Annotated in this window: 21 protein-coding genes, 1 tRNA gene and 1 pseudogene; 18 read left to right on the forward strand and 5 right to left on the reverse strand. The window is 65.8% G+C overall.

All coding sequences use genetic code 11. The features are described 5' to 3' along the window. Window positions 1-7: 7 nt before the first annotated feature. Window positions 8-1,066: a TRAP transporter substrate-binding protein gene (locus G5B40_RS19535; protein ID WP_165102379.1), complete on the forward strand. Its 1,059-nt coding sequence runs from the start codon at window positions 8-10 to the stop codon at window positions 1,064-1,066. Window positions 1,067-1,219: 153 nt separating this feature from the next. Further along, window positions 1,220-2,527 carry a TRAP transporter large permease gene (locus G5B40_RS19540; RefSeq protein WP_165102382.1) on the forward strand — a complete coding sequence of 436 codons (1,308 nt, stop codon included), beginning with the start codon at window positions 1,220-1,222 and terminating at the stop codon, window positions 2,525-2,527. Between the two features lie 171 nt (window positions 2,528-2,698). Here G5B40_RS19540 and G5B40_RS19545 read toward each other — a convergent pair whose 3' ends face one another. Continuing rightward, complete coding sequence (locus G5B40_RS19545; RefSeq protein WP_165102384.1) at window positions 2,699-3,397, reverse strand: LysR substrate-binding domain-containing protein; 699 nt, start codon at window positions 3,395-3,397, stop codon at window positions 2,699-2,701. Window positions 3,398-3,448: 51 nt separating this feature from the next. Then, window positions 3,449-3,550, reverse strand: a pseudogene (locus G5B40_RS21560) (helix-turn-helix domain-containing protein); the annotation flags it as partial. Window positions 3,551-3,676: 126 nt separating this feature from the next. Between G5B40_RS21560 and G5B40_RS19550 the strand changes: the two are divergent. Continuing rightward, window positions 3,677-4,666: a fatty acid desaturase gene (locus G5B40_RS19550; RefSeq protein WP_165102387.1), complete on the forward strand. Its 990-nt coding sequence runs from the start codon at window positions 3,677-3,679 to the stop codon at window positions 4,664-4,666. After that, window positions 4,663-5,511 carry a sugar phosphate isomerase/epimerase family protein gene (locus G5B40_RS19555; protein WP_246209654.1) on the forward strand — a complete coding sequence of 283 codons (849 nt, stop codon included), beginning with the start codon at window positions 4,663-4,665 and terminating at the stop codon, window positions 5,509-5,511. Before G5B40_RS19550 ends, G5B40_RS19555 begins: the two co-directional genes overlap by 4 nt. 72 nt (window positions 5,512-5,583) lie before the next feature. Here G5B40_RS19555 and G5B40_RS19560 read toward each other — a convergent pair whose 3' ends face one another. After that, the gene (locus G5B40_RS19560; protein ID WP_165102390.1) at window positions 5,584-6,177 is read right to left on the reverse strand and encodes a VPLPA-CTERM sorting domain-containing protein; all 594 of its coding nucleotides are present in this window, start codon (window positions 6,175-6,177) and stop codon (window positions 5,584-5,586) included. 173 nt (window positions 6,178-6,350) lie between these two features. Here G5B40_RS19560 and G5B40_RS19565 point away from each other — a divergent pair. Beyond that, window positions 6,351-6,435: transfer RNA gene (locus tag G5B40_RS19565), tRNA-Leu, on the forward strand. Between the two features lie 89 nt (window positions 6,436-6,524). Then, window positions 6,525-7,919 carry an L-serine ammonia-lyase gene (locus tag G5B40_RS19570; protein ID WP_165102393.1) on the forward strand — a complete coding sequence of 465 codons (1,395 nt, stop codon included), beginning with the start codon at window positions 6,525-6,527 and terminating at the stop codon, window positions 7,917-7,919. Window positions 7,920-7,938: 19 nt separating this feature from the next. On the opposite strand, the gene G5B40_RS19575 is transcribed toward G5B40_RS19570, so the two are convergent. Beyond that, on the reverse strand, window positions 7,939-8,397 hold the full coding sequence (locus tag G5B40_RS19575) for an NUDIX hydrolase (RefSeq protein WP_165102397.1): 459 nt from the start codon (window positions 8,395-8,397) through the stop codon (window positions 7,939-7,941). 95 nt (window positions 8,398-8,492) lie between these two features. Between G5B40_RS19575 and G5B40_RS19580 the strand changes: the two genes are divergently transcribed. Then, window positions 8,493-9,989: a CoA-acylating methylmalonate-semialdehyde dehydrogenase gene (locus tag G5B40_RS19580; protein ID WP_165102400.1), complete on the forward strand. Its 1,497-nt coding sequence runs from the start codon at window positions 8,493-8,495 to the stop codon at window positions 9,987-9,989. A 66-nt stretch (window positions 9,990-10,055) separates the two neighbouring features. On the opposite strand, the gene G5B40_RS19585 is transcribed toward G5B40_RS19580, so the two are convergent. Beyond that, window positions 10,056-10,910, reverse strand: coding sequence for a PEP-CTERM sorting domain-containing protein (locus tag G5B40_RS19585; protein ID WP_165102403.1), 855 nt, complete (start codon window positions 10,908-10,910; stop codon window positions 10,056-10,058). Window positions 10,911-11,305: 395 nt separating this feature from the next. On the opposite strand from G5B40_RS19585, the gene G5B40_RS19590 reads away from it, so the two are divergent. The 11 genes from G5B40_RS19590 (at window position 11,306) to G5B40_RS19640 (ending at window position 24,551) form a co-directional block, all read left to right on the forward strand. Beyond that, complete coding sequence (locus G5B40_RS19590) at window positions 11,306-12,445, forward strand: carboxylate-amine ligase (RefSeq protein ID WP_165102406.1); 1,140 nt, start codon at window positions 11,306-11,308, stop codon at window positions 12,443-12,445. A 132-nt stretch (window positions 12,446-12,577) separates the two neighbouring features. Next, complete coding sequence (locus tag G5B40_RS19595) at window positions 12,578-13,726, forward strand: acyl-CoA dehydrogenase family protein (RefSeq protein WP_165102409.1); 1,149 nt, start codon at window positions 12,578-12,580, stop codon at window positions 13,724-13,726. Further along, window positions 13,723-14,760 (forward strand): 3-hydroxyisobutyryl-CoA hydrolase, encoded by a 1,038-nt coding sequence (locus G5B40_RS19600; RefSeq protein WP_165102411.1) that lies wholly within the window; start codon window positions 13,723-13,725, stop codon window positions 14,758-14,760. The genes G5B40_RS19595 and G5B40_RS19600 overlap by 4 nt, the downstream gene beginning before the upstream one ends. 14 nt (window positions 14,761-14,774) lie before the next feature. Continuing rightward, complete coding sequence (gene mmsB / locus G5B40_RS19605; protein WP_165102414.1) at window positions 14,775-15,644, forward strand: 3-hydroxyisobutyrate dehydrogenase; 870 nt, start codon at window positions 14,775-14,777, stop codon at window positions 15,642-15,644. Window positions 15,645-15,646: 2 nt separating this feature from the next. Further along, window positions 15,647-16,417, forward strand: coding sequence for an enoyl-CoA hydratase (locus tag G5B40_RS19610; protein ID WP_165102417.1), 771 nt, complete (start codon window positions 15,647-15,649; stop codon window positions 16,415-16,417). 106 nt (window positions 16,418-16,523) lie between these two features. After that, complete coding sequence (locus G5B40_RS19615; RefSeq protein ID WP_179961590.1) at window positions 16,524-17,759, forward strand: SAM-dependent methyltransferase; 1,236 nt, start codon at window positions 16,524-16,526, stop codon at window positions 17,757-17,759. Between the two features lie 94 nt (window positions 17,760-17,853). Next, window positions 17,854-19,389: a 2,3-bisphosphoglycerate-independent phosphoglycerate mutase gene (gene gpmI, locus G5B40_RS19620; RefSeq protein WP_165102420.1), complete on the forward strand. Its 1,536-nt coding sequence runs from the start codon at window positions 17,854-17,856 to the stop codon at window positions 19,387-19,389. Further along, window positions 19,389-20,519 (forward strand): murein hydrolase activator EnvC family protein, encoded by a 1,131-nt coding sequence (locus G5B40_RS19625; RefSeq protein WP_165102423.1) that lies wholly within the window; start codon window positions 19,389-19,391, stop codon window positions 20,517-20,519. Before gpmI ends, G5B40_RS19625 begins: the two co-directional genes overlap by 1 nt. Continuing rightward, window positions 20,516-21,835 carry a S41 family peptidase gene (locus tag G5B40_RS19630; RefSeq protein ID WP_165102427.1) on the forward strand — a complete coding sequence of 440 codons (1,320 nt, stop codon included), beginning with the start codon at window positions 20,516-20,518 and terminating at the stop codon, window positions 21,833-21,835. Before G5B40_RS19625 ends, G5B40_RS19630 begins: the two co-directional genes overlap by 4 nt. 4 nt (window positions 21,836-21,839) lie before the next feature. After that, window positions 21,840-22,349: an RNA pyrophosphohydrolase gene (locus G5B40_RS19635; protein WP_246209656.1), complete on the forward strand. Its 510-nt coding sequence runs from the start codon at window positions 21,840-21,842 to the stop codon at window positions 22,347-22,349. Window positions 22,350-22,457: 108 nt separating this feature from the next. Then, window positions 22,458-24,551, forward strand: coding sequence for a transglycosylase domain-containing protein (locus tag G5B40_RS19640; RefSeq protein WP_165102430.1), 2,094 nt, complete (start codon window positions 22,458-22,460; stop codon window positions 24,549-24,551). Window positions 24,552-24,553: the final 2 nt, after the last annotated feature.

The following is a 24,553-nucleotide window of genomic DNA, read 5'->3' on the forward strand; positions in this document are numbered from 1 at the left end:
TAATATCGTGAGTACACTGACTGACATTCTGAAGACGACACTCGTGTCGGCGGGTGCGTTGGCGGTGAGCGGCGCGTTCGCGCTGGCTCAGGCCGACGGGCCGCCCGACACGGTGACGGAATGGGTTTTCCAGCCTGCGTTCGACCAAACCGACGCGGGCTGGGACAACGGGGTGATGCCCTGGGTCAAGGCGGTCGAGGAGGCTACGGAAGGGACCGTCAAGATCCGCGTCGAGCCCGCCGGCGCGCTGACCAGCGGTTCGGAGGCGTTCGGCGCGGCGATCGCCGGGCAGACCGACGGCTACGCCGGCTGGGCCACCGTCTATGGCGGCGACATGCCCGAGGGCATGCTGGCCTTCGGCATGGCGATGGGCGCCAACAGCCCCGAAGAGGCGTGGGAGGCGATGTGGGGCAACCCGGATTACCGGATCGGCGACATCGTGCAGAAAGCGGCGCATGATCGCAATCTGCACTGGGCCGGCTGGTCCGATCAGGGCCCCAACGCCATGTTCAGCACGTTTCCCATCAACAAGCTGGAGGATCTGGCGGGAAAGAAGATGCGCGCCGGCGGGCCGCATGCGATTTTCCACGCGGCGATGGGCGGCTCGCCCGTTTCCATGAACGCCGGTGAGATCTACACGGCGATCAAGCTGGGCACTATCGAGGGCACCTATTGGGATACGGGCGGGATCGACGACATGTCCTTCCAGGAGGTGATACAATACGCGAGCCTGCCGGGCTGGAACCCGGCCCAGCATCAAGAGATCTACATCAATCTCGACAAGTGGAACGCCCTGACCGACTGGCAGCGGGAAAAGATCGACGGCATTTTCGAGTCGACCTATTTCGAGACCAGCAAGATGCATCTGGACGGGGTCGATCACGCCCTGCAGGTGCTGAAGGACGCCGGCGGCGAAGTTATCACCATGTCGGATGAGGAGGTCGCCCGCATGCGCGAAAAATCCGTGAGCGAGGTTTGGCCGCAGGTCGCGAAATTGTCCGAAGGAAACAAGAAGGGCGTCGAGATCTGGACCCGCTTCATGAAGGACAAGGGCTACATCAAGTAGGCGCGCCAAGCGTCTTGCGCCCGCCCCCCGGAACGGGGCGGGCGCGCATGAATTTCGTCTGAACGCTGCATAAATAAGTGAAGACGCCGCTATATATACGGATGTCCGCGCAATGATCGCTGTCGAATATCGACACAATTTACAGGTCCGCCCATGAGCTTGGAACTCATCACTGCGCTTTATTTCATTATTCTTTTTGTCGTTCTATTCATGGGGCTTCCGGTCGCGTTCGGTCTGGGCGGAACCGCCGTCCTCTTCGCGATGATCTTCGAGCCTCGCGCGCTCCTCGCAATTCCGAGCGCCTTTTACTACACCCCCTGGAATTCGGTGCTGGTCACGGTGCCGCTCTTTCTCTTCATGGGCAGCCTGATCCGGTATTCGGGCATCGCCGATATGGCGTATGACGCCGTCTACAAGCTGATCGGGCATGTTTACGGCGGCCTGGCGATGGGCACCGTCGTCGTCTGCACCGTATTCGCCGCCGTGACCGGGATCACTCCGCCGGCGACGATCACGATGGGGCAGATCGCCTACCCGTCGATGATGAAATACAACTACGATCGCAAGATCGCGATCGGCGCGATCGCTTCGGGCGGCGCGCTGGGCGCCTTGATCCCGCCGAGCGTGCCGTTCATTTTCTACGGCTTGCTGGCGAAGGTTTCGATCGGCGATCTGTTTCTCGCCGGGATCGTTCCGGGGCTGTTGCTGGCCAGCCTCTACATCATCTACATCGGCGTGCGATGCCGCCTTCAGCCGGATCTCGGGCCGGCGCTGCCGCGCGATCAACACTTCAGCCGCAGGGAGAAGGCGCAGTCGGTCATCAATATATGGCCGTTCGCCGTGCTGATCTTCATCGTCCTCGGCGTAATCTGGGGCGGCGTCGCGACGCCATCCGAGGCCGCCGCATTCGGCGCCACCGGGGCCTTCATCATCAATCTCGTCTACGGGCGCCTCACCTGGGACGTTTTTCGCGACTCCATCGCGACGACCCTCAAACTGACGGGGATGGGATTCTGGATCCTGATCGGCGCGAATATCTATCTGAATATCTTCAACACGCTCGGAAGCCAGGACCTGTTGACGGAGTTGGTTCTTTCCATGCCCGGCGGCGCAAACGGCATCATGGTGATGATGATGCTGATTATCCTGATCCTCGGGATGGTCATGGACGACTGGGCGATCATCATGCTCTGCACGCCGCTGTTCATTCCGATCGTTGATGAGCTTGGGGTGGACAAGCTCTGGTTTGGCGCCCTCTTCATCGTGAATATCCAGATCGCCTATCTCACGCCGCCGTTCGGGTTCGTCCTGTTCTGGCTGAAGGGTGTCCTGCCGAAGAACGTGAGTTTCGGCGACGTATACTCATCCGTCGGGCCGTTTGTGGCGCTGCAACTGGTGGGCCTGACCTTGATCTTCCTGTTCCCCCAGATCGCTATCGGACTTCCAAACTTCTTCAAATAGGTTCGCAGGTCGCCCGATCAGGAATGCGCGCGCGGACTGACTGTTGTCAGCGTCTCGGATGGAATGGCGCCGCCAGACCGCTCGGGCGCACGCATTGAACAGATTTCATGGTTCGGTATTCGCCGACCGGTCGCGCAATGCGCCGGCGGGAATGAATATAGTGCGTTGGCGTCAGGGCCCTGTCAGGGCGCGACGAAGCCAATCCGCGAACAGCATCGCTGCGCGCCCGGCCCCTGGCTGGATCCGCAAGTGATAGCCGCGCTCCGCCGGAGCCTCCGCTGCGAGGGGGCGCGTGAGCGCGCCCGAACGCAGCGCAGCGGAAGCGGTCGCCGCATCGCCGAGCGCAACGCCGAGACCGGCGCGCGCCGCGGCCACCAGAAGCGCGACATCGCCGAAGATCATCTCCCGCCCGTCGCGTGCGGCGTCGGCGATCATGTCCGCCGGCGCGCCGCAGGCGGCGGCCCAGAGCGACCAGTCCTTCCGGTCTCCGAGATGGAGAAAGGTGAGCCCCCTAAGCGCCGAGACGCGCCGCAGACCGCCGGCGCGCTGCGCCAGAACAGGCGCCGCAACTGGAAAGAACGCCGGCTTCATCAGAAACAAGGCGTCTGCCGGCGCTTCTTCCGGAATGGCGAACAGAATCGAGACTTCCGCCGCAGCGTCCTCGCCCGCGACCAGCGTCAGGCGGATGCCCGGATGCGCGTTCCGGAAACTCTCCAGCCGCGGGATCATCCAGGATGCGGCGAAACCCGGCGGCGCGGCGACGCGGAGCGGGCCGGCGGGCTCCGCTCCGCCAGCCCTGCGCGCGGCCGCCCTGAGCGCATCTAGCGCCGGGCGGGCTTCGTCCAGAAACCGCCGCGCCGGCCCCGTCAACGCAAGACCCCGGCCATGCGGCGCGACTGTGGGAAAGCCGAGCGCGTCGTCGAGCGTCCGCAGCCGGTGGCTGATCGCCGATGGAGTGACGGACAGCGCGGTGGCGGCGGCGGCGACCGAACCGAGCCTGTCAATCCTGTCCAGCGCTTCGATGGCGGCGAGGGGGGGGCAGCATGGGCGACTTTCGCTGAATAAAACTCAGCAATCTTAGCACGAATTTTCAATTGTCCTGAAGAGTCGGAATCGACGATCCTGCCCCGGCCGGAAAGGAGATCGCCCATGGACGCCACATTCGCCCGCCGCCGCATCCTGGAGCCCGCCCGTTTGCGCGCGCTCGCCCAGCGTTCCGACCTTCGCGGCGCAGCGCAGGCGCTTTCGCATTTCGGGGCGATCCTGTTCACCGGCTGGCTACTATGGGAGACTTGGGGAACATGGATCGCGATCCCGGTTTTCATGGTCCACGGAACGCTGTTGAACTTTCTTTACGCGGGGCAGCACGAACTTTCGCACGGCACGGTTTTCGCGACCAAATGGCTCAACGAATGGCTTGGGCGGGCAATCGGCTTCATCCAGATCTTCCCGCGCGATTTCGATCAGATTCAGCATTTCGCCCATCATCGCCACACCTCCGACTGGGAGCGCGACGGCGAACTGGCGCGCGAACCCTATAGGTTGACCAGCTATCTCTTGTGGCTCTCCGGACTCAGCTATTGGCCGACGCGCATCGCGCGCATCCTGCGGTTCGCGCGGGGTGAGGTGATCGAGCCCTATATCCGCGTCGATGAGGAACAGCGGGTCATTCGCGAGGGGCGCTGGCATCTCGGGCTCTATCTCGCGCTGATCGCGGTCTCGCTCGCCTTCCAGTCGTGGGCGCTGGTGATCCTCTGGATCGCGCCGATGTTCGCGATGAAATGGACTCACCAGCTCCAGAACACGATCGAGCATCTCGGGCTGGAGCATTCGAACGACATTCTTTCTAACACCCGCTCGACCCGCACCAGCGCGCTGATGCGCTGGATGTGCTGGCAGATGCAGTACCACACCGCCCATCACATGTTTCCGTCGGTGCCGTTCTGGAAGCTGCGCGATCTCAACGCCGATATCGAGAAAGGCATTGGCGGGGCGCCGCACCGGATGGGCTATATCGAGTTTCAAATCGAGGTGATCCGGAAACTCGCCGGCGCCTGCTCGGAGGCGGATTTCCCGATGAACGAAGTCTGGATCGCTCCGCGCGCCGGCGGAGGATTCGCGCGGCTGCCGGCGATATGAGCCGCGAGCTTCACTTCTACCAGTCCCTCTGGGCGATGCAGCCGCACGACCAGTCGGGCGTGAAGGCGCCGCTCGGCGTGGTTTGCGACATGGTCGCCGAAGCCGGTTATCACGGGATCGCCATCGATCTCGGCGCCGCGGATGTCGCGGTGGCGCATGAAATCCGCCCGCATCTGGAGCGGACCGGCCTCACCCCGTTGATCGTCGCATTCCCGAAGACAGTCGAAAGCTTGCGAGAGACGCTTTCGATGGCGAAGGATTTCGGCGCGCCATTCGTCGATGTGATCGGCCAGGTGACGCCGCTGACGGTGGAAGGGATGATCCCGGTTATCCGCCGCTGGATCGAGATGGCGGATGAGATCGGCATGCCTGTGATGTTCGAGACGCACCGCAACTGCATCACCAACGATCTCTATCCGACGCTGACTCTGCTGGACGCGATCCCGGAAATGCGGCTCTGCGCCGATCTTTCGCACTATGTCGTCGATCGCGAATTCTGGCATCCGCTCTCGACGCGCGACATGGGGTTGATTTCGCGCATCCTCGCGCGGTCCGATAGTTTTCAGGGCCGGGTCGCGAGCCGTCAGCAGATCCAGCTGCAGCTCGACTTCCCGCAGCATCGGAAATGGGTCGACCTTTTCGAAGGCTGGTGGGAGGAGGGGCTCCGGGGGTGGCGCGCGCGCAACGACGAAGGCGTCTGTGTTTTTCTCTGCGAACTCGGCCCCCCGGAATATGCGATGACCGGCCCGGACGGGCGCGAGCTGTCGAATCGATGGGAGGAAGCGCTGAAGATCAGGTCTTCGGTTGAGAGGATCTGGTCGCGGTTGGAGGCGACAGGCGCCTGAACCGGAAACGGCGCCCGGTTCGCCGGACGCCGTTCGCTATCTCATTCGGGGCGTCGCCGCCCCCTCGTCACGTCAGGCCGCAGCGGCGCTACGCCGACGGGACACGAACCCGAGGCCGCCGATGGCGCCGAGCATGAGCCAGATCGCCGCCGGCAGCGGCACCTGAACCTGCGCGAACTCGAACGCGTCGGAGTTGCCAGAGGTGAAGATCACCTGATCGAACAGCAGATCGCTGATGCGCACGTTGACGAAGCCCGCGCCCGGAGCCGGCGGATTGTCGACATCCGTTCCGGTCAGCGAGAAGACGACCGCATCGTCGAGCTTGAAGACGAGATCGTTATAGCTGTCGGGAGAGCCCCACATCAGGCCGAAATTCGTCTGATCCACGTCGAAGTCATAAGTCAGCGAGGCCCCGGCGGAGACCGAGTGATATTGGCCGGAGTTCACGAAAGCCGTGCCATCCCAGGGCGAACGAGAGTTCGGAGCCGGGTTGCTGAGGTCGTTGCCCACGAAGTTCAGTCGAACGTCGCCCGTGGTCGCCGACGGCGCGCGGACATCGCCGGCGGGCGTCGGAACGTCATAGTTGAGCGAAACGGTCGCCGCCTGCGCGACTCCCGCAGTGAAAGCCATGGCGATCGCCGCCACGCTCATGCGATACATGTTCATGTTTTTCATCCCACAACAGAACCAGTTACATCTCCACGCATCCTAGTTAAACTGAGTTCGTGTTTTTGTAAAATTGAATCTTCGCGCGCATGTTCAAGCGTGGGTTGAGTGGCGATCGCGCGCCTTCTTGCCCCGACGCCAGCTTCGCGATATGCGCGTCTCTGCGCATCCGCGGCCCCGTGGCGGAACTGGTAGACGCGACGGATTCAAAATCCGTTTTCTTCGGAAGTGCCGGTTCGAGTCCGGCCGGGGCCACCATGCCGGTCGTGTCGGTTTTCCGCGCCTATCCGCCGCGCCTCTTGAAACATGATCTGCGAATGCTCCCTATCGAATGCGTTGGAGGCGCCATGTTCCTTTCAGTTTTCGACATCTTCAAGGTTGGCCTCGGCCCGTCCTCTTCGCACACGATGGGGCCGATGACCGCCGCTGGCCGATTCCTCACGACGCTTCGCGCCGGGCGCGACCGCGTGCCGGGGGCGGGGGCGCCGGCGCGGCTCTCGTGCTCGCTCCACGGCTCGCTCGCCTTCACCGGAAAGGGCCATGCGACGGATCGGGCAGTGCTTCTGGGCCTCGCCGGACAGAACCCAAGCGATGTCGACCCGGATGAAGCGGTGGGGATCGAGGCGCGGGTTCGGGCGGAGAAGGCGGTTGATGTCGAAGGGCTCGGCCGGCTCGGCTTTGATCCGGAGGCCGATATCGTCTTCGACTACGGTCCGCCGCTCGCCGGTCACGCCAACGCGCTGAAGCTCTTCGCGCATGACGGGGCGGGCAATCTGGCGATGGAGGAGACATATTATTCTGTCGGTGGCGGGTTCGTGCTGACGGCGCGGGAACTTCGCGACGGCGCGCCCGTCGCGGCCGAAGGGCCGACGCGTCCTTTCCCGTTCGATTCGGCGGCCGCGATGCTGGAGATGGCGAAATCCTCCGGCCTTACGATCGCGGCGATGAAGCGGCGAAACGAGGAGACGGGGATGAGCCCGCGCGCGCTCGACGCTGCGCTGGACGGGATCGCCGCGGCGATGAACGCCTGTATCGAGCGCGGCCTTGCGCAGGAGGGGGAGTTGCCGGGCGGGCTGCGCGTGCGCCGCCGGGCGAAGCGGATCCATGAACAACTGGAGGCCGAGAAGGGCCTCAACATCGCCCAGCCGCATATCGCCAATGACTGGCTTTCGGTCTACGCGATGGCGGTGAACGAGGAGAACGCCGCTGGCGGCAAGGTCGTGACCTCGCCCACCAACGGGGCCGCCGGCGTGACGCCCGCCGTCTTGCGCTATTACCGCGACCACTGCCAGGGCGCGACCAAGGCGGGGGAGCGCGAGTTCCTGCTGACCGCGGCCGCCATTGGCGGACTGATCAAGCATCGCGCTTCGATCTCGGGGGCGGAAGTGGGTTGTCAGGGCGAGGTGGGCTCCGCCTCCGCGATGGCGGCGGCGGGGTTCTGCGCCGCGCTTGGCGGCACGCCCGAGCAGATCGAGAACGCCGCCGAGATCGCGCTGGAGCATCATCTGGGAATGACCTGCGACCCGGTCGGCGGGCTGGTTCAGGTGCCCTGCATCGAGCGCAACGGCCTTGGCGCGATCAAGGCGGTCTCCGCCGCTTCGCTCGCGCTACGGGGCGACGGGGCGCATTTCATGCCGCTCGACAACTGTATCGAGGCGATGCGTCAGACCGGCCGGGACATGAGCGAGAAATACAAGGAGACGAGCCAGGGCGGGCTGGCCGTCAACCTGCCTGAATGCTGAGGGCCGCCGGGGCGCCCGCTCAGGGCGTGAAGCCGAGGATCATCCGGCGAAGCGCTCCCTCGCGCACCGCGTGCGCGGCCGCCGCGCGCGGGAACCAGCGCAGCGTCCGTTCACCGTGCTCCGGAAAGCGCGGCTCCATCTCCGTCACGCGGAGCGGGTAGACCTCCACGGAGAGTTTGATCCAGCCGCCGTTCTTGCGGGACTTTAGCGTCGCATAGGCGCCGAGCGCCGCGCTGGCGACCTCGCCTCTGACCCCGGCTTCCTCCCAGGCCTCGATCGCGGCGCATTCGGCGTTGGTCCGGCCCTTCATCAGCCCGCCCTTCGGCGGCGTCCAGCGACCGGATCGCCTTGTTGTAATGAGCAGAATTTCGACGCCCGCGGCGCCGTGCCGCCAGCAGAGCGCGCCCGCCTGCCGCGTAGCGACCGGCCCGAGCGCGGCGATGGCGCGCGCGAAGATCAATCTTACCCGACGGAACATCGACCGGTTCCTAGACGGCGGCGCAGGGAAAGTCGATTGCCCGGTCTCAGCCTTTCTTTTAAGCCTGTGTCGAAATTCACTCGGAGGAGACGGCCATGGTCGCGGAATTGACCCATTTCATCGACGGCGCGCATGTGAAGGGGACCTCGGGCCGCTTCGCGGACGTGTACAACCCTGCAACCGGCGAGGTTCAGGCCCGCGTTCCGCTGGCCGGTCAGGACGAGATGGACGCCGCGGTGGCGAGCGCGAAAGCGGCGCAACCCGGCTGGGCGGCGACGAACCCGCAGCGCCGCGCGCGGGTCATCATGGAGTTCGTGCGCCTTCTGCATCGCGATATGGACAAGCTCGCGACAGCGCTGTCCCGCGAACACGGCAAGACCGTGCCGGACGCCCGGGGCGATGTGGTGCGCGGGCTCGAGGTCGCGGAGTTCTGCATCGGCGCGCCGCATCTGCTGAAGGGGGAGTTCAATGAAGGCGCGGGTCCGGGGATCGACCTTTATTCCATCCGCCAGCCGGTTGGCGTGGCGGCCGGGATCACCCCGTTCAATTTCCCGGCGATGATCCCGATGTGGAAATTCTGCCCGGCGATCGCCTGCGGCAACGCCTTCATCCTGAAGCCTTCGGAGCGCGACCCCTCCGTGCCGCTGATGCTGGCGGAACTGATGATCGAGGCGGGATTGCCGAAGGGGGTGCTGAACGTCGTGAACGGGGACAAGGGCGCGGTGGACGCGATCCTCGACCATAAGGATATCGGCGCGGTCGGCTTCGTCGGCTCGACCCCGATCGCGCAATATGTCTATGGGCGCGGAACCGCTTCAGGCAAGCGCGTGCAGTGTTTCGGCGGCGCGAAGAACCATCTGATCGTCATGCCGGACGCCGATATGGATCAGGTTGTGGACGCGCTGGCCGGCGCCGGTTACGGCGCGGCCGGGGAGCGTTGCATGGCGATTTCGGTCGCCGTTCCGGTCGGGGAGGAGACCGCCGACAGGCTGATCGAGAAACTGGCCCCGCGGGTCGAGTCGATGAAGATCGCGCCCTATACCGACGGCGACGACGCCGATTTTGGCCCGCTCGTCACCGCCGAGGCGAAGAAGCGGGTGCTCGGCCTGATCGACCGGGGCGTCGAAGAGGGCGCGAAGCTGGTTGTCGACGGGCGCGGCTTCAAGATGCAGGGCTACGAGAACGGGTTCTTCGTCGGCGGTTGCCTCTTCGACAACGTCACGCCGGACATGGATATCTACAAGACCGAGATCTTCGGCCCCGTCCTCTCCACCGTCCGCGCCGACAGCTACGAGACGGCGCTGAAACTGGCGACGGATAACGAGTATGGCAATGGCGTCGCGATCTACACCCGCGATGGCGACACGGCGCGCGATTTCGTCAGCCGGGTCGAGGTCGGCATGGTCGGCGTGAACGTGCCGATCCCGGTGCCGCTCGCCTATTACACCTTCGGCGGCTGGAAGAAATCGGCCTTTGGCGATCTCAACCAGTATGGGCCGGACGCGTTCCGCTTCTACACCCGCACCAAGACCGTGACCTCGCGCTGGCCGTCCGGCGTGAAAGAGGGCGCGGAGTTCCACTTCCCGTCATAGGGAAAAGAGAAGCCCGGCCCGGAGCGGTCGCTCCGGGCCGGGCCTCGGCGTTCGGTTGGGCGCGGCTCAGGCGGCCGCGGCGCGCCGGCGTCGGCTGACGAAGCCGAGCAGGCCAAGCCCGCCGAGCAGCAGCGGCAGCGCCGCCGGAACCGGAACCGCAGAGGGCGTGACCCCGGTCGAGTCGAGGAAGACGCCCGAACTGGACGTGTAGGTGACGCCGGGGTCCGCATCGATCGCGAACGTGCCGGTGTTCATGAAGTCCATCATGATGCTGATGTCGTTCTGGTTGGTCGCAGCCGCGACCGATAGCGAGGCGAAGACGTCATACTGCTTGTTCGCCTCGACGGTGATCGAACCGGAAAGCGTCTGGTCGATATCGAAGAACGTGCTTGACGGCGTTGCGCCGGAGGACGTGCCGTAATCCTGGGCGAACGACCGGGAGATGAGCGCGCCGCCAAGCGTATTGAAGTTCTGATAGGTCGCGCCCGCGCTCGAATCGTAAACGAAGAGATTGGCGAAGACGAATGCGCTGTATCCCGTCGCCAGAGGCCCGTTCAGCAAATCGGACACCTCGATGGTTCCGTCGAAATCGAAGGAGAAGCTGACAGTCGTGCCGGCCGCGTCGGGCGAGAACGCCACGCGCTCGCCGAACGAGCCGCCAGACTGGCCGTTGCTCTGGGCGGACGGGATATTCGTCCGCGCCTTGACGGTCCCGTCATCCAGGTCGACCGTGGACTGGAAATTGGTCCCGAAGTTCTGCGAGGCGTTCGTCGCCCCGTTCTGCTGAAGGCCGTCGATAAGTCCGCCGCCACCCACCTGGATAAACGGACGCACGAAATAGGAGGCCGCTTCGGCCGTATGCGGGGCGAGCAGCCCCGCGACAGCCAGAGCCAGCCCCGTGATGGTCAGTTGCTTCGACACGACAATAGTCCCTTTCTCGCGGGTCTCCCCGCGCAAAGCCGAACGGCGGACCGATGCGAACTCGTCGCGGGCCGACGGTCGCAGCGAAAGCCTTGCTGCGACAGCCCGTGCGACGCCTCACATCGCCGGCGACGGCGATGTTGATCTCACACTCGATTTCGAACGAACCCACAAGCCGGCGGGCGAAAACACCCTGAAACGCCCCAGCTTCACACTTGCACAAAACCTGCACACGCTCGACGATTAGCCAGCGTCAATAATGAAGTCAAAGAAATTTCCACGCATATCGGTAGGGATATGCGTTATCTCACATCGTGTTAGCGCCGGTCTCATGCGCCCGCGCGCTGACGCGCCGCCTCTTGCGCGCGGGTGTCCGCGCGGGCCATTCTGAGGGCATGGAAGCGCCCGCGTTCAGCATCGGGGTAGAGGAGGAGTATCTTCTCGTCGATCTTGAGACTCTGTCGCTGGCGGAGGCGCCGCCGGGGCTGATGGAGGCCTGCGCGGCCGAGCTGGAGGAGCAGGTCTCGCCCGAGTTCCTGCAATGCCAGATCGAGATCGGAACCAAGGTCTGCGCGACGGTGGACGAGGCGCGCGACGACCTGAAGCGCCTGCGCTCGACAGTCGCGCGCGAGGCGAAGCGCCACGGGCTGGCGCCGATCGCCGCATCGTGTCATCCGTTCGCCGACTGGAAGCAGCAACGTCACACCGACAGGGACCGGTATCACGAGCTCCGGCGGGCGATGGGCGGCGTCGCGCAGCGCCTTCTCATCTGTGGGATGCATGTTCATGTCGGGCTCGGGGAAGGGGCGGGGGGCGACGCGCTCCGTGTCGACCTCATGCCGCAGATGAGCTATTTCCTGCCGCATCTTCTGGCGCTGTCCTGCTCGTCACCGTTCTGGCAGGGGCGCGACACCGGGCTCTCCTCCTACCGGCTTTCGGTGTTCGACGGCCTGCCGCGCACGGGCCTGCCGCCGAACGTGGCGAGCTGGGCGGATTACGAGCGCATGGTGGCGGTGCTGACCGATCTCTCGATCATTGAGGACAGCTCGAAGATCTGGTGGGATCTTCGCCCCTCGCATCGCTTCCCGACGCTTGAGAGCCGGATCTGCGACGTCTGCCCGCGGCTGGAGGATACGCTGACCATCGCCGCGGCGACGCAGGCGTTGATGCGAATGCTCTGGCGGCTGAAGGCCGGGAACCAGCGCTGGCGCGCCTATGACCGGTTCCTGATCGCAGAGAATCGCTGGCGCGCGCAGCGCTACGGCATGGCCGAAGGGTTGATCGATTTCGGGCGGGGGGAGATCGTTCCCTTCGACGAACTCGCCGCCGAAATAATGGCGCTTGTCGAATCGGATGCGGCGGCGCTCTCCTCGCTGAAGGAGATAGAGGGGTTGGCGCGCATCGCCTCAGATGGCAACGGCGCCGACCGGCAGCGCCGCATCGCCGAGGCGGCGCGCGCCGGCGGGGCGGAAGGCGAGGCCGCGCTCGGCGCTGTCGTCACGCACCTGATCGAGGAATTCCACGTCGACCTCTGACCGGCTTCGCGCTGCGCGGGAAGATGCCAACGGCTCGAAATGCGGCCGGCTTTGGCAGGACAGGTTGATGCGGAGAAGCGAGGCGGCTACTCCGAACCATTCACTGCGCGCAGCGCTCTTCGGAGGATAGAAATGGATTTCGCGCTTTCGGAGGAACAGCAGGCGATCTTCGACATGGCTCTTGAGTTCGGCCAGGCGGAGATCGCGCCGCACGCGCGGACCTGGGAAGCGGCGGGGACGATCCCGAAGGAATTGTGGCCCAAAGTCGCTGCGCTCGGGCTTGGCGGCATCTATGTGTCCGAGACATACGGCGGCTCCGGGCTTTCGCGGCTCGACGCGACGCTGGTCTTCGAGGCGCTGGCGATGGCTTGTCCGGCGGTCGGGTCGTTCCTGTCGATCCACAACATGTGCGCCGGCATGATCGACCGGTTCGGATCGGCGGAGATGAAATCGGAATGGTTGCCGCGGCTTACCTCGATGGAGACGGTGATCTCCTATTGCCTTACCGAGCCGGGGTCGGGCTCCGACGCCGCCGCGCTCCGGACACGCGCGGCGCGGACCAATGAAGGCTGGGCGCTGACCGGGACCAAGTCCTTCATCTCCGGCGGCGACTATTCGGACGCCTATCTGGTCATGTGCCGCACCGGCGACGAAGGGCCGAAGGGCGTTTCGGCGATCATTGTCGAGTCAGGGACGGACGGGCTCTCCTTTGGCGCGAAGGAAGACAAGATGGGCTGGCGCGCGCAGCCGACCGCGGAGGTGCGGCTCGACGGCGCGTCCGTACCGGCGGCGAACCTGATCGGCGAGGAAGGGCGCGGCTTCGCCTACGCCATGGCCGGGCTCGATGGCGGCCGGCTCAATATCGCCGCCTCGGCGCTTGGCGGCGCGCAAGCGGCGCTCGACGCGGCGCTGCGCTATGTCGGCGAGCGCAAGGCGTTCGGCAAGACCATCGACCAGTTCCAGGGGCTCCAGTTCCGGCTGGCGGATATGGAGACCGAACTGCAGGCGGCGCGCATCTTTCTGCGGCAGGCGGCGTGGAAACTGGACAAGGATGCGCCCGATGCGACGAAGTTCTGCGCCATGGCGAAGCGCTTCGTCACCGATGCCGCCTTCCGGGTCGCCAACGATGCGCTTCAACTTCATGGCGGGTATGGTTATCTCGCCGATTATGGAATGGAGAAGATCGTCCGCGATCTGCGGGTGCACCAGATCCTTGAAGGAACGAACGAGATCATGCGGGTGATCATCTCCCGCGCGTTGCTGGCGGAGCGGGCGGCGTGAGCGACATTCTGATCCGCATCGAAGGGCGCGCCGGTCGGATCACGCTCAACCGGCCGGAAACGCTCAATTCGCTCACCTACGACATGCTGCGCGCGATCGACGCCGCGCTGGAAGAATGGCGGGACGACGATCGCGTCGCGCTGGTGCTGATCGACGCGGCGGGCGCGCGCGCCTTCGCCGCTGGCGGCGATATCCGCGATCTCTACGAGACAGGCCGCGCCGGGGATTTCGCTTTCGGGCAGGGGTTCTGGGCGTTCGAATACCGGCTGAACGCCAAGATCGCGCGGTATCCGAAACCCTATGTCGCGATCATGCACGGCTTCGTCATGGGCGGCGGCGTCGGCGTCTCCGCGCTCGGCTCACACCGGGTGGTGACGGACGGGACCGAGGTGGCGATGCCGGAATGCGGGATCGGCCTGGTTCCCGACGTCGGCGGCTCATGGCTTCTCGCGAACGCGCCGGGCCGCGCGGGGGAGTATCTCGGCATGACTGGCGCGCGCATGGGGCCGGCGGACGCGATCCACGCGGGGTTCGCGGACGCCTATGTCCCTTCCGATCGGCTCGAAGCGTTGAAGACCCAGCTGGCGGAGTCCGGCGATCCGGGGGAGATCCGCGCCTTCGCCGAAAAACCTGAAGGTGGCGAGCTCGCCTATTTTCGACTGCCGATGGACGACGCTTTCGCGGCCGCCTCCACCGTCGAGCTCGAAGCGAACCTGGAGGAGGTGGCGCGCGCCGGTTTGCCGTGGGCGACGAAGACATTGAAGGCGCTCCGTCGCGGCTGTCCGCTCTCCGTCGCCACGACGATGGAGATGGTGCGCGCCGCGCGGTCGATGACGCTGGAGGAGGCGCTGGCCCAGGAATACAGGTTCACTGCGCGCTGCATGGAACATGGCGAGTTCCTCGAAGGCGTGCGCGCGGCGGTGATCGACAAGGATCGCGACCCGCACTGGGCGAAGCCACGCCTCGCGGACGTTCGCCGCCCCGATGTCGATGCGATGCTCGCCCCGCTCGGGGCGGACGAATTGAAACTCTGAGGGAGGGAAGCGCCATGAAGATCGGATTCATCGGCCTCGGCAACATGGGCGCGCCGATGGCGGCCAATCTGGCGAAGGCGGGGCATGAAGTAACGGGGTTCGACCTCGCGCCCTATGATGTCGACGGCGTGGCGAAGGCGGGATCGGCGGCGGCGGCGGCGGCGGGGCGCGAAGCGGTGCTCACCATGCTGCCGAACGGCGAAATCCTCGCCTCCGTCATGGCCGAGATCGCGCCGGCGGCCATGAAAGGCGCGGTGCTGATCGATTGCTCCACCGTGGATGTGGCCGCCGCGCGCGCGGCGCATGAGACGGCGGCGGCGGCGGGGCTGCTATCGGTCGACGCGCCGGTCTCCGGCGGCGTCGGCGGCGCGTCGGGCGGCACGCTCACCTTCATGTGCGGCGGCTCCGACGAGGCCTTCGCGGCGGCGCAGCCCCTGTTCGAGATCATGGGTCAGAAGACGGTGCACTGCGGCGGCGCGGGCGCCGGACAGTCGGCGAAAATCTGCAACAACATGATCCTCGGCGCGACGATGATCGTCACCTGCGAAGCCTTCGCCCTCGCCGACAAGCTCGGTCTTTCCCGGCAGGCGATGTTCGACGTGGTCTCCACCTCCTCCGGCTATTCCTGGTCGATGAACGCCTATTGCCCGGCGCCTGGCATCGGTCCGCAAAGCCCGTCCGATAACGACTACAAGCCCGGATTCGCCGCCAGCCTGATGCTGAAGGATCTCAATCTGAGCCAGCAGGCGGCCGAGGCCGCCGGCGCCGCCACGCCGATTGGCGCCCACGCCGCGAGGCTCTACGCGGCGATGGTTGAAGAGGGCGGCGGGGGAAAGGATTTTTCCGCCATGCTGCCGCGGCTCGAAACGATGAAGAGGGATTGAAGATGGCCGAGACCGTTCTTGTCGAAAGGAAGGGCCGCGTCGCGACTCTCAGGATCAATCGCCCCGAAGCGCTTAATGCGCTCAACAGCGCCGTGCTGGCGGAGATGTTGGAGAAAGCGGCGGCGCTCGACGCCGACCGCGAGATCGGGTGCCTGATCGTCACCGGTTCCGAGAAGGCCTTCGCCGCCGGCGCGGACATCAAGGAAATGAACGAAAAGTCCAATATGGACATGTTCTATGACGACTTTTTCGCCGGCTGGGACGGGTTCGCGAAACTTCGCACCCCGAAGATCGCGGCGGTCGCAGGCTATGCGCTCGGCGGTGGGTGCGAACTGGCGATGATGTGTGATTTCATCATCGCCGCCGACAGCGCGAAATTCGGTCAACCGGAGATCAAGCTCGGGGTCATCCCCGGCATGGGCGGCTCGCAGCGCTTGGCCCGCTCGATCGGCAAGGCGAAGGCGATGGACATGGTGCTGACCGGCCGGATGATGGACGCGGCGGAGGCCGAACGGTGCGGTCTTGTCTCTCGCATCGTGGCGGCGGATGCGCTGATGGACGAGGCGATGAAGGCGGCGGAGATCATCGCCGGTTACTCGAAACCCTCGACCATGGTCGCGAAGGAGGCCGTGGACCGCGCCTTCGAGACCTCGCTCGCCGAGGGGCTGCACTATGAACGACGCGTTTTCTTCGGGCTGTTCGCGACCCATGATCAGAAAGAGGGCATGAGCGCATTCGCTGAGAAACGCAAACCGGACTTCCGGCACGAATGAGATTCAGCAGGCGTAATCCGCCGGCTGGTGTTCGCGGCGCCGGGCTCTTTGATCGCCGGCGCTGCTTGGGTTAGATGACTTTCGAACGACAAGGAAAGGGCGCTTTATGATCGAAAACCGACTTGCGGGGATGCTGAAGCGAGGCTTTCGCAAAGGCGCGCTGGAGGTCGTTTTTCCGTCCGGCCGGGTCGAGACCTTCGGTGACGGAAGCCCGCCGGTGGCGCGGGTCAGGCTGACGGACAAGGCGGCGGTGCGGGCGATCTGGTCCGATCCGGCGCTCCAGTTCGCCGAGCTCTACATGCACGGCCGCCTCGTGGTCGAGGAGGGCGATCTCTATGAATTTCTCGCCCTCGCCAAGCAGAACGGGACGGCCGGCTTTATCAGCGCGCCGGCGGCGTTGCGCGAGGTCTGGCGCATCGTCGACCGGATACTCCGCCGCTACGTTCTGCCGGAGAATGCGAAGCGCAATGTCGCGCATCACTACGATCTGGACGAACGGCTTTTCCGGCTCTTTCTCGATGAGGACCTGCAGTATTCCTGCGCCTATTTCGAGACCGGCGAAGAGACGCTGGAGCAGGCGCAGCGCAAGAAGAAACGCCACATCGCGGCGAAGATGCAGCTTGGGCCGGGGCAGCGCGTGCTCGATATCGGCTGCGGCTGGGGGGGGATGGCGCTCTATCTCGCCGAAACCGGCTCCGCCGACGTGACCGGCGTCACCCTGGCGGAGGAGCAGTTGCGCGTCGCCAAGGCGCGGGCGGTCGAGACCGGCCTTGCGGAACACACGGATTTCCGGCTGGAGGACTACCGGAAGGTGGAGGGCCGTTTCGACCGGATTGTCTCCATCGGCATGTTCGAACATGTCGGCCCGCATCACTTCAAGGAGTATTTCTCCAAGATCCAGGAATTGCTGACGGACGATGGGATCGCCGTCGTTCACTCCATCGTGCGCGCCAAGCCGAACCGGTCCGACCCGCCCTTCATCGAGAAATACATCTTTCCGAACGGCCATATCCCGAGTCTCGCCGAGACGTTTGCGGCGATCGAGAAGACCAAGCTGCTGGTCAAGGATGTCGAGATCCTGACCATGCACTACGCGGATACGCTGCGCGAATGGCGGAGCCGTCTTCACGCCAACCGGGACGCGGTGGTCGCGCTTTTCGATGAGACGTTCTTCCGGATGTGGGATCTCTACCTCATGACTTCGGAGATCAGCTTCCGCTTCGGCAAGTTGGCGAATTTTCAGGTCATCCTGACCAAGCGTCATGCCGAGGCGCCGCGAAGCCGCGCCTTCATCGCCGAGGCCGAGGCGCGGCTGGCGGCGGCGGAAACGCGCGAGGGGTGAGTGCGCCCGCCGCCGCGGAATCTGGCCGCCGGTCTCGACGCGGCGCGCTTCGGCGCATACTGAAGGCGGGATTGAAACCGGAAGCCGGATCGCCATGCAAGACACGCCCGAAGCCGCCATATCGCCCGTCGTGCTCTGCATTCTTGACGGCTGGGGCTGGCGGGAGGCGCGCGAGGGGAATGCGCCCGCGCTCGCGCGGACGCCGAATTACGACGCGCTCGTCGCCGCTCAAACCCCGGCGATGCTGGCCTGCGCGGGCCCGGATGTCGGGCTGCCGGAAGGGCAGATGGGAAATTCCGAAGTCGGTCACATGAATATCGGCGCCGGCCGCGTCGTGTGGATGGACCTGCCGAAGATCGACCGCGCCATCGAGGACGGATCGTTCAGAACGAATGAGGCGCTGAAGGCGTTGTGCGCGACCCTGAAAGCGTCGGGCGGGACCGCGCATCTGATGGGCCTGATGAGCCCGGGCGGCGTCCACGCGCATCAGCGCCATATCGCCGAAGCGGCGAGGGCGGTGGCGGAAGCGGGCGTTCCGGTCGCGCTCCATCTCTTCACCGACGGGCGCGATACACCGCCGCAGGCCGCGGCTGGCTATCTGGAGGATTTCCTCGCGGATCTCGGCGGCGCGGGGCGGGTCGCCACGGTTTCCGGACGATTCTACGCCATGGACCGGGACAAGAGATGGGAGCGGGTGGCGGCGGTCTACGCCGCCATCGTCAGGGCTGAGGGCGCGCGCGCGGATGACGCCGCCGCCGCCATCGCCGCCGCCAATGGCCGAGGCGAGACGGACGAGTTCATCACGCCGACGGTGGTCGGCGGCTATGAAGGCGCCCGGCCCGGCGACGGCGTGCTCTTCCTCAATTTCCGCGCCGACCGCGCGCGGGAGCTTCTCGCCGCGCTTGGCGACCCTGATTTCGACGGGTTCGAGGTCGGCGAGCGCCCGCATTTCGCGGCGATGGCGGGGCTTGTCGATTATTCCGACCGCCACAAGACTTATATGAGCACGCTTTTTCCGGCCAAACCCATCGTCAATACGCTTGGCGCATGGGTGTCCGCCGCCGGAAAACGTCAACTTCGCCTCGCGGAGACCGAGAAATACCCGCATGTCACGTTCTTCCTGAATGGAGGGGAGGAGACGCCGAGCGCCGGTGAGACGCGGATCATGGCGCCGAGCCCGAAGGTCCGCACATACGACCTGGCGCCCGAGATGGCGGCCGCCGAGGTGACTGCGGCGCTGGTCGAAGGGATCAAGGCCGGCCACGATCTGATCGTGGTGAACTACGCCAACCCCGACATGGTCGGTCATACCGGGGATGTTTCCGCCGCGATCCGCGCCTGCGAAGCGGTGGACGCGGGTCTTGGCGAGGCGCTGGAAGCGCTGGCGGCGGTCAGTGGGGCGATGATCGTCACCGCCGATCACGGCAATTGCGAGATGATGATCGATCCGGAGAGCGGCGGCCCGCATACCGCCCACACGACGACCCCGGTCGCGGCGCTCCTCGCCGGGGTTCCGGACGCGTCGCTGGCGGGGCCGGGGCGTCTCGCCGATCTAGCGCCGACCGTTCTGGACCTCATGGGCATCGCGCCGCCGTCGGAAATGACCGGCCGGTCACTTCTGAAGCGTTGATGCGGACCGCGCTGCTTCTTCTCTCCATGATGCTGCTCGCCGGGGTCGGACCCGAGGAGCGCGCGGCGGAGATGCTGGAGCGCGCCGAGGCCTCCCTCGCCGCCGCGCGAACCCCAGGCGAGCGGCTCGCCGCGCTCGGCCGGGCGGCCCAGGCGGAGGAAGCCGCGCTGGCGGCGATTCGGGAAAATCTGCGCTCCGGCGCCAATCGGCGCGCGGAGATCGAGGCCGGACTCGAGGGGGAGAGACGTCGACTGGTCGCGGTCCTGTCGGCGCTGCAGCGGATCGAAAGCGCGCCGCGCGCCGCAGCGCTGGCGCATCCCGACGGGGTCGTCGCCGGGGCGCGGGCGGGAATGCAGCTCGCCGCGCTCGCGCCAGCGCTCGAAGCGGAGACGGCGCGGCTTTCGGCGCTGCTCGCTGAGCTTTCGGCGCTCGATGTGCGCCGCGATATCGCTGCGTCCGATGCGCGCCGGTCGCTCGCCGCCTTGCAGCGGCTCAGGGCCGAGATCGCCGAAATCGTCGATCGCGATCGCGGCGCCGGCAATGTTTCCGCCGCGACCCGCGCGCGTCTGGTCGCAGAGGGAGAGGCGCTCGCGCAATCGGCGAAGTCCCTCAAGGCGCTCGCGGCCGCGCTGCCGTCGGCCGTGGCGGAAGAAGAAGCGCCCCGCGCTGCGAGTTTCGCCGCCGCGAGGGGCGCATTGCCGCCGCCCGTTGAAGGCGAACTCGAGCGCCGTTTCGGCGCGCCCGGGGCTGGCGGCCCCCTGGAGGGGGTGGAGATCTCTGCGCCGGCCTACGCGGCGGTCTACGCGCCCTGGCGTTCCGTGGTTCGTTTCGCCGGTCCGTTTGGCGAGGATGGCGTGGTTGTGATGCTGGAGCCCGACCCGGAAATCCTTATCGTCTTCTCCGGCCTCGCCGCCGCCCGGGTTCAACTGGGGGACGTCGTCGCCGCGGGCGAGCCACTCGGCGCGTTGGGCGGGCCGCCGCCTGCTGCTGAAGAATTTTTGATCGCGGCGACGACGCCTGTTGAATCGCTCGGCAGGGAAACGCTCTATATGGAAGTAAGACGAGGCGGCGCGCCGGTCGACCCGGCGATCTGGTTCGCGCTCGACACAGAGGAAGGTGACAGACAATGAAACAGGCGTTCATCGCCATGGTCGGCGGGGTCGCGCTCGGCGTCCTCGCGACGACCCAGCTCACCCAGCCGCTCGCGGCTCAGGAGCAGAGTTCGCGAAACACCTATGAGTATCTCGATCTGTTCGGTGAGATATTTGAACGCGTGCGTAGCCAATATGTCGAGGAGACCGACGAGGACGAACTGATCGAGAGCGCGATCAACGGCATGCTCGCTTCGCTCGATCCGCATTCAAGCTATCTGCCGCCCGACAATTTTGAGGACATGCGCGTCCAGACCAAGGGTGAATTCGGCGGCCTCGGCATCGAGGTCACGATGGAGAACGGCGTCGTGAAGGTCGTGGCGCCGATCGACGACACGCCGGCCGCCGCCGCCGGAATCGAATCGGGCGACTACATCACTCATCTCGATGGCGAAGCGGTGCTGGGTCTCTCGCTATCCGAAGCCGTCGACAAGATGCGCGGCGGGGTCGGCGAAGAAATCGTTCTGACCATCGTCCGTGAGGGTGAGGATGAGCCTTTCGACGTCACCGTCGTTCGCGACACCATCACGATCCGCGCGGTGAGGGCCCGCGTCGAAGGCGATGTCGGCGTGCTGCGGATCACGACTTTCAACGAGCAGACCTTCGAGAACCTCGAAGCGGGCATCGCCGAGGTAAAGACCGAGATCGGACCCGACAAGATCAAGGGCTACGTCATCGATCTGCGCAACAATCCGGGCGGTTTGCTCAATCAGGCGATCGAGGTCTCCGACGCCTTCCTGGAGAAGGGCGAGATCGTCTCGACCCGCGGGCGCGACCCGGCCGACAGCGAGCGTCACAACGCGCAGCCCGGCGATCTGACCGGGGGCAAGCCGCTCGTCGTGCTGATCAACGGCGGTTCCGCCTCGGCTTCGGAAATCGTCGCGGGAGCGCTCCAGGACCACCGCCGCGCGATCGTTCTTGGCGAGAAAAGCTTTGGCAAGGGATCGGTTCAGACCATCATGCCGCTTTCGGGCGATGGGGCGCTGCGGCTGACGACGGCGCGCTACTATACGCCGTCGGGCCGCTCGATTCAGGCGCTGGGTATCGAGCCGGACATCCTCGTCGCGCAGAAGAAGTTCGAGGAGGAAGAGGATGAGGGCGTGAACCGCTTCAGCCGCTCCGAAGCGGATTTGCGCGGCAGTCTCAAGAACCAGCTCACCGAGGAGGAGCAGGAGCTTCTGGAGGAGGAGCGTGCGCGCCACGAAGCGACGGCGAAGCTTCGCGGCGAAGATCTGCAGCTCGCCTACGCGCTTGATCTGCTGACCGGCTTGTCAGTCTACGCGGGAGCCGAGTGACCCGATGGCTGATCGGATGAAACCGAGCGCGGCGAATATCGCCGCGCTCCCCTATCGCCCATGTGTCGGGCTGGTGGTGCTGAACCGGCGCGGCGAGGTCTTCGCCGGGAAACGCATCGACAATCCGGGCGACGCCTGGCAGATGCCGCAGGGCGGCGTTGAGACGGGCGAGGCGCCGCGCGACGCGGCGTTTCGCGAGCTTGGCGAAGAAACCGGGATCGCTCCGACGAGCGTCTCGTTTCTGGCCGAAACCGCCGGCTGGGTCTGCTATGATTTGCCGCCGGATCTGTTGGGAAAGCTCTGGAAGGGCCGGTATCGCGGGCAGCGGCAGAAATGGTTCCTGGCGCGGTTTCTGGGCGCCGATTCAGAAGTGTCGATCGACGGCGACCACGCCGAGTTCAGCGATTGGCGCTGGTTCGCCCCCGATGTTCTGATCGAGAAGATCGTGCCCTTCAAACGAGAGGTTTACGAGGCGGTTTTCAAGGAGTTTGCGACGAAGATCGCCCCGCTCTGACCAGCGCCCGTCCCGCGCCCGGGCCAATCCGCGCAGCCCCTCCACATTGTCGCCGCACTCGTCTACGATTTCCATTCCGCGCTGCAGAGCAGAAAAAAAGAGGCGTGCGTGGCCCGAAAACCGAAGAAACCCGCCGGAAAGCCAGCGGCGAAGAAATCGCGACACGGCAAGAGGCAGCGGCGGGACGCGCGCGCGCCAGGCCGGTTCGACCGGGCGGTCGGCGGCGCGGTGAAGGCGCTCTTTCGCCTGCTTTTCTGGCTTGGGTTCAGGATCGCGCTGATCCTGTTCGTGATCCTCGCCGGGGCGGTGACCTATTATCTGGTGAAACTGCCGCCCGCCTCGGAGCTTCTGGATGCGCGGACGCACGGATCCGTCACCATGCTGGACCGCAATGGCGACGTCTTTGCGTGGCGTGGCGCGCAGTTTGGCGGAGAGATCGGCCCCGGCGATGTGTCGCCGCATCTAGTCGATGCGATCCTCGCCGCGGAAGACCGGCGCTTCTATTCGCATTTCGGCGTGGATCCGCGCGGGCTGCTCCGGGCGATGCTGGTCAATTTGCGCGCCGGAAGATTCGTGCAGGGCGGCTCCACGATCACCCAGCAGGTTGCGAAGAACGTCTTTCTCACCTCCGAGCGCACGCTGGAGCGCAAGTTGAAGGAGGTGCCGGTCGCATTGGCGCTGGAGTTGAAATACACCAAGGATGAGATCCTCTCGATCTACATGAACCGCGTTTATCTCGGGGCAGGCGCGACCGGGTTCGAAGCGGCGTCGCAGCGGTATTTCTCCAAATCCGCGAAATTCGTCACGATTCCAGAGGCGGCGATGCTGGCCGGGCTTCTGAAAGCGCCGACCCGGTTCGCGCCGACCTCCGACATGGGCCGGGCGGAAGGACGCGCCGCGGTCATCATCAGCGCCATGGTCGAGACAGGCGCGATCACCGAATCCGAAGCCGTGGCGGCGTTGGCGCGCCCGGCGCGGCTGTCCGAGGAGGCCGCCCGGCGCACCGGCGGTCATTTTGCAGACTGGGTGATGGACAGCGGCCCCGCGTTCTTGACCGCGACGACGACCGAAGATGTCAGGATCACAACGACGTTTGATCCGAAGATTCAGGCCGCTGCGGAGGCCGGGCTCAAGACCGTGTTCGAGACCAAGGTGAAGGAAGGCAGCCCTGCGGAGGCGGCGGTGGTGGTGATGACGCCGTCCGGCGAGGTTCGCGCGCTGATCGGCGGGCGCGACCCGGCGGCGGGGGCTTTTAACCGCGCGGTCCAGGCGTTGCGCCAGACCGGTTCGGCGTTCAAGCCGATCGTTTACGCCGCCGCGCTCGAAGCGGGCTATTCTCCGCTTGACGTGATGGTCGATCGGCCGCTGACGATCCACATTCCCGGCTCCGGCCCCTGGAGCCCTGAGAACTATGGCGGCGGGTATGAGGGCGAAGTCACCCTGACGACGGCGCTAGCGCATTCGATCAACACGGTCGCGGTGCGGCTCTCCGAACGGGTCGGGCGCGAGAAGGTGCGCCGGCTGGCGGCTGAAATGGGCATCACGTCGCCGATCGCCGAGGGGCCGGCGGTGGCGCTGGGCGTGTCCGAGGCGACTCTCCTCGAGATGACTGGGGTCTATGCGGTGATCGCCAATGGCGGCTATCGCGCGCCGCCGCGCGGCATCACGGAAATCACCATTCGCGGCGACGAGGCGCCGGTGATGTCGGCCGCCGATACCGGCGCCGGCGCGCAGGTGATATCGGAGGCGAGCGCGGGCCAGCTCACCGGCATGATGGAGGAAGTGGTGCGGAGCGGCACCGGGCGGCGCGCCGATCCGGGCCGACCGGCGGCGGGCAAGACTGGCACGACGCAGGGCGCCCGCGACGCCTGGTTCATCGGCTTCACAGCCGATTACGTGGTCGGCGTCTGGATGGGAAAGGACGACAACGAGCCCCTGACAGGTGTCACGGGCGGCGGCCTCCCCGCGGGGATATGGCGCGAGATCGCGATCCGGATCAACGAGGGCCTGCCCCCCCGGCCGCTCAAGACAAGCCCCCCGCGCGGCGGGGCGGTCGTCGCCGGGCGGGACGGGCGGCCGGCGCCACAGGCCGCGCGGGAGCAACGCGGCGTTGTCACTTCGGTGGTCAACGGGGTTTTCGAGCTGTTCGGCGGCGAGTCGGACGACGCGTCCCAGCCAGAGCGCGAACGGATCGAACGCTGACG

The sequence above is a fragment of the Pikeienuella piscinae genome, assembly GCF_011044155.1.
GTDB classification, from domain to species: Bacteria; Pseudomonadota; Alphaproteobacteria; order Rhodobacterales; family Rhodobacteraceae; genus Pikeienuella; species Pikeienuella piscinae.

Excerpts from the sequence above, each read along its gene's own strand:
- G5B40_RS19595 (WP_165102409.1), top strand. The coding sequence starts at position 12,578 with ATGGATTTCGCGCTTTCGGAGGAACAGCAGGCGATCTTCGACATGGCT.
- G5B40_RS19635 (WP_246209656.1), top strand. The coding sequence starts at position 21,840 with ATGGCTGATCGGATGAAACCGAGCGCGGCGAATATCGCCGCGCTCCCC.
- mmsB (WP_165102414.1), top strand. The coding sequence starts at position 14,775 with ATGAAGATCGGATTCATCGGCCTCGGCAACATGGGCGCGCCGATGGCG.
- G5B40_RS19625 (WP_165102423.1), top strand. The coding sequence starts at position 19,389 with ATGCGGACCGCGCTGCTTCTTCTCTCCATGATGCTGCTCGCCGGGGTC.
- G5B40_RS19630 (WP_165102427.1), top strand. The coding sequence starts at position 20,516 with ATGAAACAGGCGTTCATCGCCATGGTCGGCGGGGTCGCGCTCGGCGTC.
- G5B40_RS19590 (WP_165102406.1), top strand. The coding sequence starts at position 11,306 with ATGGAAGCGCCCGCGTTCAGCATCGGGGTAGAGGAGGAGTATCTTCTC.
- G5B40_RS19615 (WP_179961590.1), top strand. The coding sequence starts at position 16,524 with ATGATCGAAAACCGACTTGCGGGGATGCTGAAGCGAGGCTTTCGCAAA.
- G5B40_RS19580 (WP_165102400.1), top strand. The coding sequence starts at position 8,493 with ATGGTCGCGGAATTGACCCATTTCATCGACGGCGCGCATGTGAAGGGG.
- G5B40_RS19560 (WP_165102390.1), bottom strand. The coding sequence starts at position 6,177 with ATGAACATGTATCGCATGAGCGTGGCGGCGATCGCCATGGCTTTCACT.
- G5B40_RS19540 (WP_165102382.1), top strand. The coding sequence starts at position 1,220 with ATGAGCTTGGAACTCATCACTGCGCTTTATTTCATTATTCTTTTTGTC.
- gpmI (WP_165102420.1), top strand. The coding sequence starts at position 17,854 with ATGCAAGACACGCCCGAAGCCGCCATATCGCCCGTCGTGCTCTGCATT.
- G5B40_RS19555 (WP_246209654.1), top strand. The coding sequence starts at position 4,663 with ATGAGCCGCGAGCTTCACTTCTACCAGTCCCTCTGGGCGATGCAGCCG.
- G5B40_RS19570 (WP_165102393.1), top strand. The coding sequence starts at position 6,525 with ATGTTCCTTTCAGTTTTCGACATCTTCAAGGTTGGCCTCGGCCCGTCC.
- G5B40_RS19610 (WP_165102417.1), top strand. The coding sequence starts at position 15,647 with ATGGCCGAGACCGTTCTTGTCGAAAGGAAGGGCCGCGTCGCGACTCTC.
- G5B40_RS19550 (WP_165102387.1), top strand. The coding sequence starts at position 3,677 with ATGGACGCCACATTCGCCCGCCGCCGCATCCTGGAGCCCGCCCGTTTG.
- G5B40_RS19575 (WP_165102397.1), bottom strand. The coding sequence starts at position 8,397 with ATGTTCCGTCGGGTAAGATTGATCTTCGCGCGCGCCATCGCCGCGCTC.